The organism is Aeromonas popoffii (assembly GCF_000820025.1).
Classification (GTDB): domain Bacteria; phylum Pseudomonadota; class Gammaproteobacteria; order Enterobacterales; family Aeromonadaceae; genus Aeromonas; species Aeromonas popoffii.
Window position 1 is genome coordinate 18,155 of the sequence record NZ_CDBI01000019.1, and the last position, 17,088, is coordinate 35,242.

The window sequence follows — 17,088 nt, forward strand, 5'->3', positions numbered from 1 at the left end:
ACAGTGGGGATTATCGGGGGGGCTGATCCGGCGCCTGCGGCTGCTGGCGGATCCAGAGGTCGGCGTACTTCACGAAGGTGGAGTGGGCCGACAGTATGGCCAGCAAGAGTCCCTGCTTGCCATCCAGGAAGCCCGCTTTGAGCAGGTACATCTTGAGGAAGCAGCCTAGCGCATGCACCAGTCCCTGGCTGAGGGAGCCCTTCTTGCCACGGGCGGTGCGTTGATCGGCCCAGGCTCTGGCATAGCTGGCGGACTTCACCAGATAGTGCTCCAGATCCCGATAGGTGAAGTGGAGCAGGTCACCATGGAGATTGACGATCTTCATGTTGGCACGCACCTCCACCTTTTCGTGCACCAGCACCTCGTTGTAGCTGGTCAGTGTCTTGGGGTAGAGGCGCAGCACCCGATCCGGATACCAGCCGCTGTGGCGGATGAAACGGCCAAACACCCAGGAGAGGCGGGGGATCGAGTAGATGGTATCGCTGGCCGGGTTGGCCATGACGGTGGCGATGGCCGCTTTCAGCTCAGGGGTGAGCCGCTCGTCGGCATCCAGCCACAGCACCCACTCTGACTGGACATGGGATTGGGCGAGCCGGCGCTGGCGACCGAAGCCCGGCCATACCGGGTTGACGAAGAAGCGGGCGCCAAATTCGGCGGCGATGGCAGGGGTTTCGTCCTGACTGCCTGAGTCCATGATGACGATCTCGTCCACCAGGCCATCGAGGGAAGCGAGGCAGGCTCTCAGGTTTTCGGCTTCATTCTTGACGATCAGGACGGCCGCCAGGGTCGGTTTTTTCACGGATTAAGGACTCTTGTTGGCGCCCGGCGGGCGGGCCATGCTCGAATTGGCGCCCATTCTAGCCTAAAACGGCAGGCGGAGCATGGTTCCGGCACCCGCTGTGTGTAGTGTTCAAACAGACTCTTTTTTGGCGTGAGCGCGTGTGATACGGGGATCTTCTGTTATTTCTCGGGCCATTCTTCGGGCATAATCTCGGCCAGTAACGATTAACCGCAGGGCTTGGCCCCAAGAGACGCGTGAGATGAAGATATTGGTGATCGGCCCCTCCTGGGTCGGCGACATGGTGATGTCCCAGAGCCTCTACAAGGCGATCAAGGCCAATCACCCTGACAGCGAGTTGCATGTGATGGCGCCCGCCTGGTGCGTCACCCTGCTGGAGCGGATGCCGGAGGTGGACAAGGCGATCACCATGTCCCTTGGCCACGGTGACTTCAAGTTGCTGGCGCGCCGTCGCCTCGGCAAGCAGCTGGCGGCCGAGAAGTACGATCAGGCCATCATCCAGCCCAACTCCATGAAGTCGGCGCTGATCCCCTGGTTCGCCAGGATCCCGGTACGCACCGGCTGGAAAGGGGAGCACCGCTTCGGCCTGCTCAACGACCTGCGCAGCAACAAGTCAGCCTTCCCGCTGATGGTGGAAGCCTATCTGGCGCTGGCCTATCCCAAGGCGCAGATGAAGAGCCGGGCTGATATTCCCGCCATTCCCCGCCCCTCGCTCAATGTTGACCTCATCAATCAGGGCAAGGCGCTGGACCGGCTCGGTCTGGATCGCGCCCGTCCCGTGCTGGTGCTCTGTCCCGGGGCCGAGTTCGGTCCGGCCAAGCGCTGGCCGGAAGGGCACTACGCCGTGGTAGCGCAGAAGCACCTGGATGAGGGCTGGCAGGTGTGGATCTTCGGCTCCGGCAAGGATGTGCCCGTAGCCAACACCATTCGCGACCGGATCAATCCCTTGTCGCGCCCCAACTGCCACGTGCTGGCGGGCAAGACCAGCCTGTATGAGGCGATCGACCTGATGGCGCTGGCCAGCCGGGTCATCGCCAACGACTCAGGCCTGATGCACATAGCCGCCGCCCTCAACCGGCCGCTGATCGGGGTTTATGGCTCCACTTCGCCGCTCTACACGCCGCCGTTGGCCGACAGGGTCGAGATAGTCCACACCGACATAGCGTGTCGCCCCTGCTTCAAGCGCACCTGCAAGTTCGGCCACCTCAAGTGCCTGATCGAGCTGATGCCGGAACAGGTGATAAAGGCGGGCAGGCGGCTGGAGGGCGGTGAGTCGCCGGCTCAACCAATAGTGTTGCAAGTGGGCGAGCCACCGCACTTCGTTTCCGACCCGGGCAAGCGCTCGGAGCCGCAATAGCATGCTCTCTCGGCTGCTCTACAACCTGCTGATCCACTTGGGGTTACCGCTGGTGCTACTGGCGCTCTACAAGCCGAAGAAGGGCAAGCCCGGCTTCGGTGTGCGCTGGGCCGAGCATCTGGGACGGACGCCCGCTAGCGGGCAAGAGGCACCGCTCTGGATCCATGCGGTGAGCGTCGGCGAGACGCTCGCCATCACGCCCCTTATCCGGGCCCTCAAGGCCGAGCGGCCGGACTTGCCTATCCTGCTCACCACGACCACCCGCACCGGCGCCGAACAGGCGGCCAGACTCGGCGATTTGGTGGTGCATCGCTACGCGCCGCTCGACTACCCCTGGGCGGTGGCCGCCTTCCTCAAGCGCATAAAGCCGCGCGCCCTTTGGGTGATGGAGACTGAGCTCTGGCCGAACTGGCTGGCCGCCTGTGAGACGCGCCACCTGCCGGTGACTATCATCAATGCCCGTCTCTCTGAGCGCTCTTGCCGGCGTTATGCCCGCTTCCCGGGGGCGTTCGACGCCCTCAGCCGGCCGCTGACCCATCTGCTTTGCCAGCATCAGGATGACGCCGACCGTTTCGCCCGTCTTGGCATCGACCGCGCGCGACTGGCGGTGACCGGTTCCATCAAGTTCGACCTCCAGCTGGGGGACGAGGTGCAGGCCAGAGGCCGAGCCCTGCGCCAGCGCATGGGACAGAACAGGCCGGTCTGGATCGCCGCCAGCACCCATCAGGGGGAGGACGAGCAGGTGCTGGTGGCGTTTGACGGGGTGCTGCAACGTCATCCGCAGGCTGTGCTGATCCTGGTGCCGCGCCATCCGGAGCGTTTCGATCGGGTGGCCGAATTGTGCGCGCCTTACGGCTGCGTGCGCCGTACTGGCGATGCCCCGATCCACGAGACGGACAAGGTCTATCTCGGCGATACCATGGGCGAGCTGCCGCTGATGCTGGCGGCGGCCGATGTGGCGTTTGTCGGCGGCAGTCTGGTGAAGGTGGGTGGCCACAACCTGCTGGAGCCGGCGGCGCTGGGCAAGCCTTGTCTGATCGGTCCCGCCTACTTCAACTTCAGTGACATCACCCGCCAGCTGGTGGCTCAGGGTGGTGCCGCCCTGGTAGACGATGCTGCCGCGCTGGGGGAGAAGGTGAGCGCGCTGCTGGCCGATGGAAGCGAGCGCCGTCAGATGGGCGAACAGGCCCACGCGGTGGTGCTGCGCAATCAGGGGGCGCTGGCCCGCACCCTCTCTCACTGCCTTGCCAGCCTGGAAAACGACTGAATCCGGGCGGATGGGCACGAAAAAAACGGAGCGCGATGCGCTCCGTTTTGTTTTTGACAATGGCCGGGATTAGCGAACGATCAGCCCAAGCAGTATGCCTACCACGCCGAAGTCGGCATCGCTGAAGGTGGTGTTGGCAAAGCCGAGATCGCCCAGCACCGGCAGCAGGAACACCGGCAAGAAGGTGATCAGCAGGCCGTTGGCGAAAGCGCCAAGCAGGGCACCGCGACGGCCACCGGTAGCGTTGCCGAACACCCCGGCCGCCGCGCCGACGAAGAAGTGCGGCACTACGCCCGGGATAATGACAGTCAGTCCCAGCAGATAGAGCAGCACCATGCCTGCCAGACCGGCGGTGAAGCTAGACAGGAAGCCGATCAGCACCGCATTGGGGGCGTAGGGGAAGACGATGGGGCAGTCGAGCGCCGGTTTGGCGTTCGGTACCAGTTTGTCGGAGATCCCCTTGAAGGCCGGCACTATCTCGGCGATAACCATCCGCACCCCTTGCAGGATGACGTAGACGCCAGCTGCGAAGGTGATGGACTGCATCAGGGAGAACATGAACCAGTGCTTGCCCTTGGCGACGCTGGTGACGAACTCGGGGCCGGCGAAGGCGGAGGTGATGAGGAAGATGATGCCCATTGTGAAGGAGATGGCCACCGGGGTATCGCGCAGGAACAGCAGGCTTTTGGGCACCTGCACCTCTTCACTGCTGTGGGCCTTGTTGCCGAATTTGGCACCGATCCAGCCGGCCAGTACGTAGGAGATGGTGGAGAAGTGGCCCAGGGCCACCTCGTCGGAGCCGGTGATCTGCTTCATATAAGGGTGGGCGAGGGCCGGGAACAGCACCATGGTCACGCCGACCACCAGGCTGCCGACCGCGATCAGCGGTATGCCGCTCATGCCACCGGCGGAGAGGATAGCCGCCACCATCATGGACATGAAGAGGGTATGGTGACCGGTCAGGAAGATGAATTTCCACGGGGTGAGGCGGGCGATCAGTATGTTCACCAGCATGGCGAAGAACATGATCATCGCCATCTCCTTGCCGAACGACTGCTGGGCGATGGAGACGATGGCTTCATTGTTGGGAACCACCCCCTTGATGCCGAAGGCGTGCTGGAAGATGACGGCGAAGTCACCCAGCGAGTTCACCACCAGGGTGGCACCGGCCCCCAGAATGACGAAACCCATGATGGTTTTGACCGTGCCTTTGATGCACTCGGTCACGGGTTTTTTCTGGGCTATCAGGCCGATGAGCGCGATCAGGCCGACCAGCACGGCGGGCTCCGACAGCACGTCAAACATCAGAAAATTGAAAAATTCCATGGTCAGCTCCAATCAGATGGAAGAGGCGGCCCGCAGGCCGCATGGTGGATCCTTAGAGTGCGCCCAGTTCGCGCAGGGCGATGGAGAGCTTCTCTTTCATGGCGGCCTTGTCGACCATGTTGTCCAGGGACACCAGTCGGCCATTGACTCCCATGCTGATGAGCTGCTCGGCGATGTCGCGGGTGGCCACGAACATCTCGGCGGTTTCACTGCCGGCAGAGGCGAGATCCCTGTGATCCACCTCGGCCGTCACGGCCAGCTCCTTGAGGATGCTCTTGATGCTCATCTCCATCATCAGGCTGGTGCCCAGGCCGTGTCCGCATACAACCAGAATTTTCATCGTCTCTTCCTTTGTCAGGGCGCCTTGGCGCAGCTCAGTAACGCGCCAGGATGCGCAAAATGTCATCTTTGGTGTCGGCCGCTATGATGGCCGCCACGTCCTCTTCATTCATGAACAGCTCGGCCAGCTGGGCAATGGTCTCCACGTGAGAGTTGCTGTCGCTGGCGGCCAGGGTGATCAGCAGCTGGATCGGGTCATTGCCCTCAGATCCGAAATTGACCCCGGTTTTCAGCACTGTCAGCCCCAGACCCAACCGGTTGACCCCATCCTCGGGGCGAGCGTGCGGCATCGCCAGGCCCGGGCCCAGTACGTAGTAAGGGCCGAGCTCCTCGTGGGAGCGAAACAGCGCCGCCACGTAGGAGGGCTCAATGGTGCCGTTGGCCAGCAGGGGGCCGGTAGCGAGCTCGATGGCATGACGCCAGTCGCGGGCCCCCGCTTCGATGGAAATGACCTCTTCGGTCAGCAATTGGGTCAGCATGGCAATGTCCGGCTGGATAAGATGGCGCCAATCTAGCGATCTTGCTGCGTGGAAACTGTGAGGATGATCGCGAAAGTTAGCGCTATCAGGTAGCGCTAACATGAAACTGTGATAGCGCTATCATTTCATCCATTAACGGGAGTCATCTTGCCCCCGTGATCCGGGAAAGAGGGTAGAATCGGCCCTGAGCAAATAGTCTGTGTCGCACTTTTGCCTTAAAGTGGGCTGCCGCAAGTCGAGGATGGGATGGATGTTAGAAGCAAAGAAGCGCCGTAGCACGGGTCGGGTGACCCTCAACGATGTGGCTCAGCTGGCCGGAGTGGGTGCCATGACGGTCTCCCGAGCCCTGCGCACTCCCGAGCTGGTGTCAGACAAGATGCGCGAGCGCATCGACGCCGCGGTGGAAGAGCTCGGCTATATCCCCAATCGGGCGGCCGGGGCGCTGGCTTCGGGTACCTCCCATGTCATTCTGGTGATAGTGCCAAGCCTGCTGGATCGCGCCAGTGCCGAACTGATGGCCGGATTGCAGCCTGGGTTGATGAAGGTCGGTTATCAGCTGGTGCTGGGAGATGCCCAACACCTGCGCCAGCAGAGCGAACAGCTGGAGCATCTGCTGCAGTACAACCCGGCTGCCGTGATCGTGCTGGGTTGCCTTGAGTCGCCAGATGACAAAGCGCTGTTGCGGCAGAGCCGCTTGCCGGTAGTCGAGGTGGGAGCACTGGTGCCACATCCCATGGATATCTGTGTAGGCGGCTCCAATCAGGAGGCTGGCTATCGGTTGACTCGCCATATGATCGAGCGAGGCTACCGCAATATCGGTTTTCTCTGTGCCCGCCAGGAGCAGTGGATGCTGCAGCAGCGGATGCGCGGCTGGCAACAGGCGATGCTGGAGAGCTATCTCTCGCCAGATATGGTGATCAATACCTCGGAGGCTCCCAGTTTCAGCACGGGGGCGGCCATGCTGGGTGAGTTTCTGTTGCGCTGGCCAGAGCTGGACGCGCTGATCTGCGTCAACGACGAGCTGGCGGCTGGCGTGCTTTTCGAGTGTCAGCGGCGACACCTGAGCGTGCCCGGCAAACTGGCTATTGCCGGTTTCGATGACTCTGATGTCGCCAAGGCCTGTTACCCTGCTCTGACATCGGTACATATTCCCTATCGCAAAATGGGCAGCATGGCTGCCGAGCTGATCCTGCGCAAGCTGGCTGGCGAGGCGCTGCAAGAGTGCACCCAGCCCCTCGAGTTTGAATTGCAAAAGCGCCAAAGCAGCTGATCGCCGTTTCACACGTCATCAAAGAGGCAACCATGTTCAAGGCTCTGTTACTGGAAAATCAAGACGGCAAGACTGTACCGACTCTGACCCGGCTGGCCGAGAGCCAGCTGCCGGAAGGTGAAGTGCGGGTGGCGGTCGCTTACAGCTCCATCAACTATAAGGACGGACTGGCCATCACCGGCAAGGGCAAGATAGTGCGCCAGTGGCCGCTGGTGCCCGGCATCGACTTCGCCGGTACCGTGCTCGAATCTGCCGACAGCCGTTACCAGCCTGGCGACAAGGTAGTGCTGACCGGCTGGGGCGTGGGTGAAGGCCATTGGGGTGGCATGGCCGAACAGGCGCGAGTCAAGGGTGACTGGCTGGTGCCGTTGCCCGCCGGGCTGGATGAGCGGCAGGCCATGTGTATCGGCACCGCCGGTCTCACCGCCATGCTCTGCGTGCTGGCGTTGGAAGAGGCGGGCATTACCCCCGCCAGCGGCGAGGTGCTGGTCACCGGTGCGGCGGGTGGGGTGGGTTCCACCTCGGTCGCCCTGCTGGCAGCGCTCGGCTATCAGGTGGCAGCGCTGACCGGTCGTCCCGAGGAGCAGGGCGCCATGCTGACTGCGCTGGGCGCCAGCCGGATCGTGCCACGCAGTGAACTGCTGGTACCCGCCAAGCCGCTGGAGAAACAGCTGTGGGCCGGGGCGGTCGACACCGTTGGCAGTCAGGTGCTGGCCAAGTTGCTGGCCCAGATGAACTACGGTGGCGCCGTGGCAGCCTGCGGGCTGGCGGGCGGCTTTGATCTGCCGACCAGCGTCATGCCTTTTATCCTGCGCAACGTGCGGTTGCAGGGGGTCGATTCGGTGATGTGCCCGCTGGCGCGTCGTCAGCAGGCGTGGCAGCGACTGGCGCAGGATCTGCCTGCCAGCTTCTTCGCTCAGGCGGTCACCGAGATTGGGCTGGAGCAGGTAGTGGAGGCCGCCGAGGCTATTACGCTGGGCCAGATTGCCGGACGGACCCTGGTCAAACTTTGATCTCTCGCTGACTGGCGAGCCCGACATTTCCGGATAAAATTGGAGTGCGGGTGAACTATCCAAGGAGAGTGAAGATGGGTGGACACAAGCCAGATTACGACTCCTCCGATGACGAGTGGGATCCGGAATCCTGGGAAGAAGAGCTGGATCAATGGGAAGATGAAAGCTGGCAGGATGATGACACTTTCGATGACCAGTGAACGACAGCATTGAATGAACAGGCGGGCTTTGGGCCCGCCTGATTTTTTTGCCGCACTCACCAGGTTGGGTGTTTGCCCTTGGTCAGTGTCGGGCCACTGGGTAGAATGAATTGCTCAAACGACACTCAAGGATGACTATGCGACTCACCATCATATTGTTTGCTGCTCTGCTGGGTGGCTGTGTCTCCAACGATGATCCCTGCGAGAAGGTGTGGATCGAGGTGGGGGAGGCTGATGGCAAGCTGGGCTTTACCACTGAACGGGTCGAGTTTCATCAGGGGCAGTGTGGCAAGAAGGTGGATGTCGAACTATGGAAACAGGGGCATCAGAAAGGACTGGCGTGGTATTGCCGGCCTGAGCACCTCTATCTGGCTGGCCGCTCCGGCAGCGAATATCGTGGCGTTTGCCCCAATGACGGACAGGCGCGCAGATTGTTCGAACAAGGGCGTCAGGGCTGGATCGATCAATAGCCTGTCACGGGGTGGGGATGACCCGTCTTACTCTTCTTTCAACCGCAGCGGCTGACACAGATAGCTTTTGTCATTGGCGCTGCGAGCACACTTGCCACAGACAAACTTGGGTTTGCGCACGATTTTGCGCAGGGTTTTGAGATCGCTCGGGATCTCGCTGCGACGCCATTCACACAGGGTCTTGTTGCCCATACCGACTACCTCGACAACTCAGTGGGGCCTAGTGTAATCAATTTTCATTTCGAACACAGCAATACGGCCACCCCGGGGTGGCCGTATTGCTTGACTATGTCGATTACTGATAGAGGAACTTGGTGAAGATGAGCTCGCGTACCGCCTTCTTGCCGGTCTCTTTCACCAGCAGCTCGTTGACCTGGGTCAGGCACTCCTTGCGCAGCTCCTCGCGGTTCACCAGGGACTTGATCTGATCGGCGGTCTTGCTGCCCATCAGGCGTATGATGGCGTCGCGGATCAGGGGGTCGTGCTGCTCCAGCAGCTTGAGATCGGCCTCGTTCTCAGCCATCAGCTCCACAGTGACCCGGATATAGCCGAGGGTTTTGCCATTGCTCAGATAGTTGGTGATGATGTCGGGATCGAGGGCATGGTAGGAAAAACCGGGCTTGGCGGCGTCGGCCCCTTCGGCGGGGGGGGCCTTCTCTGACGAGGCCTGCGCCTGCAGGGCGCCACAGCTCAGTAATAACACCAGCAGAATTTTGAAGATCTTCATATCGATGGCTCATCAGCGGCAGATACCCCATTTTTGATGTTGCCATCGGGGCCGTCAAGCACGGATGTTCTTACAATTCTCGATTGATTTACGGATAATAAACCGGATTTTAACCTGATAACGGAAATCTCCGGATGGTGAAGCTGTGAAGTCCGAGTTGACTGTTCCCCTCGTCCAGCTCGTCCCGTGGCGGGCTCCCGCAGAGTGCGAGCCGCCAGAGGCACTGCGGCCCTGGTTGCTGGAGGCCGACTCCATGACCCGGCGCCTGCGTCGCCACAATCGCCACTTCTCGGTGCAACTGCTCGGTAACCGCAGCGTTTCGCTTGGCGCCGATGAGCAGCTGCTGGTGGCCGCCGAGCACCCCCAGGGCCTGTGTCGCGAGGTGATACTGCACGGCGATGGGGGGCCGGCTGTGCTGGGCTGGACCCTGTTTGCCGAAGCGGCTCTGCAAGAGAGCGGGCTACGCGAGCTGGGTGAACAGCCCCTGGGCGAGCGTATCTTCGGTGACGAGCCCGCTCGGCGTGATCACCTGCAACTGGCCTGTTTCGAGATTGCGAGCAATCCCTGGTGCCCGGCCGCCACCGTCTGGGGACGTCGTTCCCGTCTGTTTCTGGGGCAATGGCCATTGCTGGTCCATGAACTTTTCTTGCCCTCGCTGTCATCGAATAAGGAGCTGGAGTGAATTTGTTAACCAAGGAGCGGGGACTGGCCTATATACAGTTGGCCCGCATCGACAAGCCCATCGGCACTCTGCTGCTGCTGTGGCCGACCCTGTGGGCGCTCTGGCTGGCGGCCGATGGCCTGCCGGATCTCTGGACCCTGCTGGTGTTCGTGGTGGGGGTATTTCTGATGCGCTCTGCCGGTTGTGTCATCAACGACTACGCAGATCGCAACTTCGATGGCCATGTGAAGCGCACCGCCGGTCGGCCCTTGCCCACGGGCAAGGTCAAGCCGCGGGAGGTGCTGGCGCTGTTTGCCGTGCTGGCGCTTATCTCGTTCGCGCTGGTGCTGACCATGAACCCGCTCACCATAGGCCTGTCGTTCGCGGCCCTGCTGCTGGCGGTCTGCTACCCCTTCATGAAGCGCTACATTCCGATCCCGCAGCTGGTGCTCGGCATGGCCTTCTCCTGGTCCATTCCCATGGCCTATGCGGCCCAGGCCAACGCCTTGCCACTGGTGGTCTGGTTGGTATTTCTCGCCAACCTGCTGTGGACCATCGCCTACGACACCCAGTACGCCATGGTGGACAGGGATGATGACCTCAAGCTCGGCTTGAAATCGAGCGCGATTCTGTTTGGCCGCCACGACAAGCGGATTATCGGCGTGCTGCAGCTGGCCACCCTGTTGATCCTGCTGGCAGTGGGCCAGTTGACCGGGCTTGGGGCTTGGTATTACTGGGGGCTGTTGGGGGCTGCGGCCCTGTTTGTCTACCAGCAGCGGCTGATCCGGGAGCGGCAGCGGGAGGCCTGCTTCCAGGCCTTCCTCAACAATAACTATGTGGGGGCGCTGGTATTCATCGGTCTGGTGCTCAACTACCTGTTGCCGTGACGCATGTCAGGATAAAAAGAAGGCCGCATCATGCGGCCTTCTTTGTTTCCGGTCTCTGTCAGAGCCGGTTGCCCGCCTGTATGGTACGGCGGATCTTGGTGCTCAGCAGCGGCACTATGTTGTCGGCCAGTGCCTGGAAGCGGCCCAGATCCGGTTTGCTCTCGGGAGAGAGGTAGCCTTCGCTGCGCAGCGTGTGGATCAGGGTGCTGAACAGCTTCTGGTCGAAGAACTCGGGTGCATTGATGCCGTGCAGGGTGCCTAGGCGCTCCGCCACCATCAGGCCATCTGCTTCCAGCTGTTCCGCCTCGATATAAGGCTGGGCCAGCACCCGGGTCAGTACGATGGCGTAGCGTTGCAGCGTCTCCTGAATGCTTTCGGCCAGCAGCAGCAGGCGCATCTGGTTGCCCGGATTGACCCAGTAGCCGCCATCGCGCGCTTCGACCAGCTGCTGGCGTAGCAGCTCGGCCAGCAGGGCATCGACCAGCGCCGGCAGCTCATCCTCTTCGTAGCGCAGGAACAGCTCCGTCTTGAGCAGCGGGTAGATGTCGACGCAACGAGCGACGATCTCAGCGCGGGAGATCCCCTCGCAACGCTCGATCAGTGTCGCTACCAGAGAGGGCAGGGCGAACAGATGGAGAATGTTGTTGCGATAGTAGGTCAGCAGGATCGCCTGATAGCGGTCCAGGCTGATGATCTGGCCCAGCTTGTCCTCGCTCACCTCGAACTTGTTGAGCTCCATTGCCTGATCCAGCAGTGTCTTGGCATCCTCATCCGGGATTGTGCTCTGCGGGCTGTAGGGCACCTGCTTGAGCATATCCAGGTAGGTGTTGAGCTGGGCCTGCAGTTCGTCCCGGGTCAGGGCGTGGCGCTCGGCGGCCAGCAGCGCCAGTGCGCTCAGGGTCAGGCCGTTGACGGCGGCGGCCCCGTTGATGCGGGTCATCAGCAGCTCGGCCAGCCGGGTGACGGTGGGGGCCATCCACTCGGGGCGCTCTTCCTGACCGATATCGGCCTTCCACGCCGGTACATGTTCATTGAGGTAGCTGTTGAGGGTCAGCGGCTCGCCGAAGTTGACGAAGCCCCGGCCATAATTGCGCAGCTTGCGCAGGATGCCGAGTACCTGCAGGAAACTCTCTTTCTCCTTGCGGCTGCCCTTGAGCTCGTTGTGGTAGGTGTTCACCTCCATCACGTGCTCGTAGCCCAGATAGACGGGCACCAGGGTCACGGGTCTGTCCAGCCCGCGCATCATGGCCTGCAGTGTCATTGCCAGCATGCCTGTTTTGGGTGGCAGCAGACGACCGGTGCGGGAGCGCCCACCTTCGGTAAAGAATTCCACCGAATAGCCCTTGGCAAACAGCAGGTTCAGGTATTCGCGAAATACGGTGCTGTAGAGCGGATTGCCCTTGAAGGTGCGGCGGATGAAGAAGGCGCCACCATGGCGAAAGATCGGGCCTGCTGGCCAGAAGTTGAGGTTGATGCCCGCCGCTATGTGGGGCGGCACCATGCCCTGGTGGTAGATGACGTAGGAGAGCAGCAGGTAGTCCATGTGGCTGCGATGGCAGGGCACATAGACGATCTCGTGCCCTTCCTGCGCCAGCTGGCGTACCTTCTCGGCGCCGTTGACCGAGAGGCCGCGATAGAGTTTGTTCCACAGCCAGCCGAGGAAGCTTTCACTGAGGCGGATCAGCCGGTAGGAGAAATCGGAGGCGATCTCGTCCATGTAACCGTGAGCGCGCTTTTGCGCTTTCTCCAGGCTGATCCCCTCGCGCAGTGCCTCCTCTTCAATCGCCTGCTGGATCACGCTGGAGTCCAGCAACTGCTTGAACAACAGATTGCGGTTCGGCAGCTTGGGGCCGGTGGCTGCCAGTTGCTGGCGGCTGAAGTGGGTGCGGGCCACCCGCGCCAGCTTGTGGGCGATAGCCTCGTCGGTGCCGTACTTGTCCGCCATTTGACGCAGGGAGAGCGGAGGAGAGAAGCGCACCAGGTTCTCGCGGCCCTTGAGGATCACGATCAGCGCCTTCTTGAGGCGGTTCGGTGCCAGGCTGCTGATGATGTTCCAGCCGGAGGCATCTTCCCCTTCCCGGCCGGGGGCGCGGCCCCAGAACAGGGTGACGGGCACCACCTGAATATCCAGCGTCGTATCCTGCTTGTGCAGATCCAGCAGCTGGTGGAACTCCTGCAAGAAAGGCAGTGGCTTGTTGCGTTTGCCGAACAGGGGCGGCGGGCGATCCAGACAGACGTAGCGCGGTAACAACTGGCCGTTCAGCTCCAGCGGCGTAAAGGGGCCGGGCAGGCCGAGATCCTCGCAGCACTGTTGCAGAGTCATCAGGTCGGTGCTCGAGCTGGTTTTCAGGGCATAGACGATGGGTCTGGCCGGATCCAGCTTGAGCTCGGTGATGGGATTTTCCGGCAGGCTCTTGTGATTGACCAAGCCACTGACCGGCCATTGCAAGATGGCTCTGGAAATCTTCTGTCCAAGGGACATGTGCGTCTGCTCTCTGAAAAAATGCGGCATGAGCATAGCAAATCACCGGCGCCTTGTCGCCGAGAGGTACGATGAGTCGGTTGCGCAGGATCAAAACACCGCTAAATGAGTGCCAGGCCATGACAAATGTCAGCTGCGCCTTGCCTTGGCCACAGCACTGTATATACTGCCAGTGTGCTGTATAAAAAGACAGGTGCCAATGTTATGAAACCCCTTACCCCCCGCCAGGCCGAAGTGCTGGAGCTGATCAAGGTGAACATGAGCGAGACCGGTATGCCGCCGACTCGCGCCGAGATTGCCCAAAAGCTTGGTTTCAAGTCGGCCAATGCGGCCGAGGAACATCTGAAGGCCCTGGCCAAGAAAGGGGTCATCGAGATCATGCCGGGCACGTCCCGCGGTATCCGCTTGCTGCTCGAAGAGGAAGAGGTGCTGGCAGAGAGCGGCCTGCCGCTGATCGGCAAGGTCGCGGCCGGTGAACCTATCCTGGCGCAGGAGCATATCGAGAGCCACTACCAGGTGGATCCTGCCCTGTTCCACCCCCGGGCGGATTTTCTGCTGCGGGTGCAGGGCATGAGCATGAAGAACATCGGCATTCTGGATGGCGACCTGCTGGCGGTACACAAGACCCAGGAGGTGCGCAACGGCCAGGTGGTGGTCGCGCGTCTCGATGAGGATGTCACCGTCAAGCGTTTCCAGCGCAAAGGCAGCCAGGTGTGGCTGCTGCCGGAAAACGAGGAGCTGGAGCCCATCGCAGTGGATCTCTCCAGCCAGCAGCTCACCATAGAGGGGCTGGCCGTCGGCGTGATCCGCAACGCCGACTGGATGTAATCACCCTTGCCATGACACGGCCTCCCGCGGGAGGCCGTGTCATTCCTGTGTCTCTTCCCCCATGATTTCAATCAGATCCTGATGCCCGCCATTTTTGTCTGCGGTGAACGGCCGCAGGTGACTCATTTCAGATATATCATTTGGTTAGGCAGTGAATGTCTTGCACTGCCCCCGGATGCTCGGCAGGACGCTCTTTACCCACTTCGCCGGTGGGGCAAGGAACCCAAGGGCTGCCGGGATGTATGACAACAGCCTCATGTGCGCTGGACAGCAATGGCAACCACTGAGAGAGGCGATATCGCGGGATAAGAAGGGAGAGTGGCCAGCATGGCGCTGACGGCAACGACCGTCCGGCGAATGAGGGCACACTCACGCAGTCGACATGCGGCAGTCACAAGATCTGGCCACCTCGCGGTAGCAGACGATGCCGGTCGGCGTGACCTCATGGTCAAGGAGGACAGGTATGGCTTCAAGCTCGCCATGGGATCCGGGTCTGGCATCGCCCGTTTCTTCCATCACACGGTTCATCAAGGGTAACCGGATGACCCGTTTCTATGCGCTCTGGGTGCATCACAAGGGCGCCTGCTGGACCATCTGGCTGGGCTGTCCCAAGGACAAGATTGTCCGCCTGGTCCGTCTGTTTCACAGTCATCACGACAGGGGACAGACGGAGGCTCCCTGGACGGCCCCCGTCATACCGCTGCGCACCCTGACCCACCGCTCCCATGAGCGGCGCAGGCTGCAACCCTGATATCCCCCGCATGCTGCTGACAGCCCCACCCTGACGGTGGGGCTGTTATTTTCTGGCCTTGCTTGCCCGACAACCTGCCCATAGCGTCATCACCTGCCCGGCGCTGGATGCCAAACCGGCACCCGGTACATGGGATGGTCCGGTCCGGGATTGGCTGGGTTACAATGGGTCATCCATGCGGGCCCGGTCTGCGGGCATGTCGAAGTGAGAGGGTCTGTTGTTATGGTTAAACCGCGTTACCCCTTGCTGTTTCTGCTGCTGGTCGGGGGCATGATGGCCGCATTCTACTGGAGCCAGCCCTCCCGGCCCGAGCAGGCCGACTACTACCCGGCGGGGCGGGATATCAATCCGTTTGCCTTCACCGACGAGGACGGTCAGCCCTTTGTCCCGGCCAGTCTGCTGGGGCAGTGGACCTTCCTGTTTGTCGGTTATACCTTTTGTCCGGATATCTGCCCGACCACGCTGGCGGATCTGCGCTCCGTCTACCCGGCGCTGAAGAAAATCGCATCCGAGAGCCAGGTGGTGTTCATCTCGGCGGATCCGCAGCGGGATGACGTGGCCCGTCTCAAGACCTATACCGCCTTTTTTCATCCCGAGTTCAAGGCTGCGACCGGTTCCCATGACAAGCTGTTCCCGTTTGTACGCAATCTGGGCCTCATCTACTCCATCGCCGATCAGGGGGAGAGGGATTACCTGATAGACCATTCCGCCTCCATCGTGCTGATCAACCCGGAAGGCAAGCTGAAGGCCGTATTCCGTCCCCAGATGAAGGAGGGGCAGGTGCCGCACGTGGTCATGGCGACTCTGGCCTCCGATTTCGCCAGAATCGTGCGGCTGGAAGGCGAGTGATGCCAGACGAACGGCGGCTGCCATGCTGATCCCGCCTTGGTTGAAAGACGGCCGGCGCCATAGCGCCGTGTTTGCCCTGGCCTTGCCCATGGTGCTCTCCAATATCACCACTCCTTTGCTGGGGCTGGTGGATACCTGGGTGATCGGTCATCTTGGCCAGGCATGGTTCCTCGGTGGCGTCTCGGTCGGGGCGACCCTCATCAATCTCATCTTCTGGTTGCTGGGTTTCCTGCGCATGTCCACCACAGGGTTGACTGCCCAAGCCCAGGGTGCCGGCAGCCCGCACAGCCAGCTCGACACTCTGGTGCGGGCACTCGGCCTCGCCGTCGGACTGGGACTGGCCTTGCTACTGCTGTTGCAGCCCTTCCTGCCTTCGCTCATTGCACTCGGTGGCGGCTCTGCCGAGGTGCAGGGCTATGCCGGTGAATATGTGTCGGTACGGATCTGGAGCGCCCCGGCGGCGCTCTGCAATCTGGTGATCATGGGCTGGTTGTTGGGTATGCAGGATGCCCGCAGCCCCATGCTGCTGCTGATCTTGACCAACTTGGTCAATATGGCGCTGGATACCTGGTTCGTACTGGGGCTGGGCTGGCAGGTGAAAGGGGTGGCTGCCGCCTCGCTGCTGGCAGATTACAGCGCCCTGGGGGTCGGATTCTGGTTGGTGAGCCGTCATTTGCGGCGGCTGTCACCCGAAGTGTGGCAGGGGGCCTGGCAGCGCTGGCGTCAGTGGCCGGCCTTGCTGAGACTGCTCAGCCTGAACCGGGATATCTTCATCCGCTCCCTCTGTCTGCAACTCTGTTTCGCCTTCATGACCCTGCAGGGGGCGCGACTGGGAAACGTGGCGGTGGCCGCCAATGCGGTGCTGCTCAACTTTCTGATGCTCATCTCCTACGGGCTGGATGGCTTCGCCTATGCGGTGGAGGCCATGGTGGGTCGCGCCATAGGCCGGCGGGATCGGCAGGGGCTGCGCGAGGCCATAGTGCTGAACCTGGGGTGGGCGCTGCTCATCGCCATTGGTTTCAGTCTGCTGTTTGCTACGGGTGGCAGTCGGCTCATCGCCCATATCACCGACATTCCGGCGGTGATCGCCGAGGCAAATCGCCAGCTGCCCTGGCTGATCGTCATGCCATTGCTGGCGGTCTGGTGCTTCCTGCTGGATGGGGTCTTCATCGGTGCGACCCGGGCCCGAGAGATGCGTAACAGCATGCTGGTGGCGGTATTGTGCGGCTTCTTCCCCATCTGGTGGCTCTGTCAGGGCTGGGGCGTGGCCGCCTTGTGGGCCGCCATCAGCGCCCCCATGGCGGCCCACAAGGCGGCCACGCCCCAGCCCTGACAGAGCCACCAGATGGGGAAGAAGCCGCACAATACCGCCACCAGCATGCT

General features: G+C 61.7%; 19 protein-coding genes. 12 read left to right on the forward strand and 7 right to left on the reverse strand.

Features of this window, described 5'->3' with window-relative positions:
• Positions 1-10 precede the first annotated feature (10 nt).
• The gene (locus tag BN1129_RS04710; protein ID WP_042034804.1) at positions 11-799 is read right to left on the reverse strand and encodes a glycosyltransferase family 2 protein; all 789 of its coding nucleotides are present in this window, start codon (positions 797-799) and stop codon (positions 11-13) included.
• A gap of 241 nt (positions 800-1,040) precedes the next feature.
• Between BN1129_RS04710 and waaF the strand changes: the two genes are divergently transcribed.
• Both waaF and waaA read left to right on the forward strand, forming a co-directional pair.
• Positions 1,041-2,156: a lipopolysaccharide heptosyltransferase II gene (gene waaF / locus BN1129_RS04715; RefSeq protein ID WP_042034805.1), complete on the forward strand. Its 1,116-nt coding sequence runs from the start codon at positions 1,041-1,043 to the stop codon at positions 2,154-2,156.
• 1 nt (position 2,157) lies between these two features.
• Positions 2,158-3,423, forward strand: coding sequence for a lipid IV(A) 3-deoxy-D-manno-octulosonic acid transferase (gene waaA, locus BN1129_RS04720; protein WP_042034806.1), 1,266 nt, complete (start codon positions 2,158-2,160; stop codon positions 3,421-3,423).
• A 69-nt stretch (positions 3,424-3,492) separates the two neighbouring features.
• Here the strand turns inward: waaA and BN1129_RS04725 are convergent, their stop codons facing one another.
• From BN1129_RS04725 to BN1129_RS04735, 3 genes are read right to left on the reverse strand one after another with little or no spacing between them, the layout of a single operon-like run.
• Complete coding sequence (locus BN1129_RS04725; protein ID WP_042034807.1) at positions 3,493-4,749, reverse strand: PTS ascorbate transporter subunit IIC; 1,257 nt, start codon at positions 4,747-4,749, stop codon at positions 3,493-3,495.
• 52 nt (positions 4,750-4,801) lie between these two features.
• Positions 4,802-5,089 carry a PTS sugar transporter subunit IIB gene (locus tag BN1129_RS04730; RefSeq protein ID WP_005321257.1) on the reverse strand — a complete coding sequence of 96 codons (288 nt, stop codon included), beginning with the start codon at positions 5,087-5,089 and terminating at the stop codon, positions 4,802-4,804.
• Positions 5,090-5,123: 34 nt separating this feature from the next.
• Positions 5,124-5,567, reverse strand: a complete 444-nt coding sequence (locus BN1129_RS04735; RefSeq protein WP_042034808.1) for a PTS sugar transporter subunit IIA — start codon at positions 5,565-5,567, stop codon at positions 5,124-5,126.
• Positions 5,568-5,817: 250 nt separating this feature from the next.
• On the opposite strand from BN1129_RS04735, the gene BN1129_RS04740 reads away from it, so the two are divergent.
• The 4 genes from BN1129_RS04740 (at position 5,818) to BN1129_RS04750 (ending at position 8,520) form a co-directional block, all read left to right on the forward strand.
• Positions 5,818-6,837 carry a LacI family DNA-binding transcriptional regulator gene (locus BN1129_RS04740; RefSeq protein ID WP_042034809.1) on the forward strand — a complete coding sequence of 340 codons (1,020 nt, stop codon included), beginning with the start codon at positions 5,818-5,820 and terminating at the stop codon, positions 6,835-6,837.
• Positions 6,838-6,869: 32 nt separating this feature from the next.
• Entirely contained in the window at positions 6,870-7,850 is a 981-nt protein-coding gene (acuI, locus tag BN1129_RS04745; protein WP_042034811.1) for an acrylyl-CoA reductase (NADPH), read from the forward strand.
• A gap of 74 nt (positions 7,851-7,924) precedes the next feature.
• Positions 7,925-8,050 carry a hypothetical protein gene (locus BN1129_RS24360; protein WP_256029019.1) on the forward strand — a complete coding sequence of 42 codons (126 nt, stop codon included), beginning with the start codon at positions 7,925-7,927 and terminating at the stop codon, positions 8,048-8,050.
• Between the two features lie 137 nt (positions 8,051-8,187).
• Positions 8,188-8,520: a DUF2799 domain-containing protein gene (locus tag BN1129_RS04750; protein ID WP_042034813.1), complete on the forward strand. Its 333-nt coding sequence runs from the start codon at positions 8,188-8,190 to the stop codon at positions 8,518-8,520.
• A 27-nt stretch (positions 8,521-8,547) separates the two neighbouring features.
• Here BN1129_RS04750 and BN1129_RS23095 read toward each other — a convergent pair whose 3' ends face one another.
• A complete protein-coding gene (locus BN1129_RS23095) occupies positions 8,548-8,712 on the reverse strand; it encodes a hypothetical protein (protein ID WP_108537106.1) in 165 nt (54 codons plus the stop codon).
• A gap of 103 nt (positions 8,713-8,815) precedes the next feature.
• Positions 8,816-9,247 carry a flagellar basal body-associated protein FliL gene (locus tag BN1129_RS04755; RefSeq protein ID WP_042034815.1) on the reverse strand — a complete coding sequence of 144 codons (432 nt, stop codon included), beginning with the start codon at positions 9,245-9,247 and terminating at the stop codon, positions 8,816-8,818.
• 145 nt (positions 9,248-9,392) lie between these two features.
• On the opposite strand from BN1129_RS04755, the gene BN1129_RS04760 reads away from it, so the two are divergent.
• Together BN1129_RS04760 and ubiA are read left to right on the forward strand one after the other, a co-directional pair.
• Positions 9,393-9,929 carry a chorismate--pyruvate lyase family protein gene (locus BN1129_RS04760; protein ID WP_042034816.1) on the forward strand — a complete coding sequence of 179 codons (537 nt, stop codon included), beginning with the start codon at positions 9,393-9,395 and terminating at the stop codon, positions 9,927-9,929.
• On the forward strand, positions 9,926-10,795 hold the full coding sequence (ubiA, locus tag BN1129_RS04765; protein ID WP_042034817.1) for a 4-hydroxybenzoate octaprenyltransferase: 870 nt from the start codon (positions 9,926-9,928) through the stop codon (positions 10,793-10,795). Before BN1129_RS04760 ends, ubiA begins: the two co-directional genes overlap by 4 nt.
• Before the next feature lie 58 nt (positions 10,796-10,853).
• Here ubiA and plsB read toward each other — a convergent pair whose 3' ends face one another.
• On the reverse strand, positions 10,854-13,277 hold the full coding sequence (gene plsB, locus BN1129_RS04770; RefSeq protein WP_042034825.1) for a glycerol-3-phosphate 1-O-acyltransferase PlsB: 2,424 nt from the start codon (positions 13,275-13,277) through the stop codon (positions 10,854-10,856).
• A gap of 204 nt (positions 13,278-13,481) precedes the next feature.
• On the opposite strand from plsB, the gene lexA reads away from it, so the two are divergent.
• The 4 genes from lexA to BN1129_RS04790 all read left to right on the forward strand — a co-directional run bounded on the left by lexA (position 13,482) and on the right by BN1129_RS04790 (position 17,038).
• Positions 13,482-14,105: a transcriptional repressor LexA gene (gene lexA / locus BN1129_RS04775; protein ID WP_042034818.1), complete on the forward strand. Its 624-nt coding sequence runs from the start codon at positions 13,482-13,484 to the stop codon at positions 14,103-14,105.
• Between the two features lie 463 nt (positions 14,106-14,568).
• A complete protein-coding gene (locus BN1129_RS04780) occupies positions 14,569-14,856 on the forward strand; it encodes a hypothetical protein (RefSeq protein WP_042034820.1) in 288 nt (95 codons plus the stop codon).
• A 222-nt stretch (positions 14,857-15,078) separates the two neighbouring features.
• Positions 15,079-15,705 (forward strand): SCO family protein, encoded by a 627-nt coding sequence (locus tag BN1129_RS04785; RefSeq protein WP_042034822.1) that lies wholly within the window; start codon positions 15,079-15,081, stop codon positions 15,703-15,705.
• Between the two features lie 22 nt (positions 15,706-15,727).
• Positions 15,728-17,038, forward strand: coding sequence for an MATE family efflux transporter (locus BN1129_RS04790; RefSeq protein WP_042034824.1), 1,311 nt, complete (start codon positions 15,728-15,730; stop codon positions 17,036-17,038).
• Positions 17,039-17,088 lie beyond the last annotated feature (50 nt).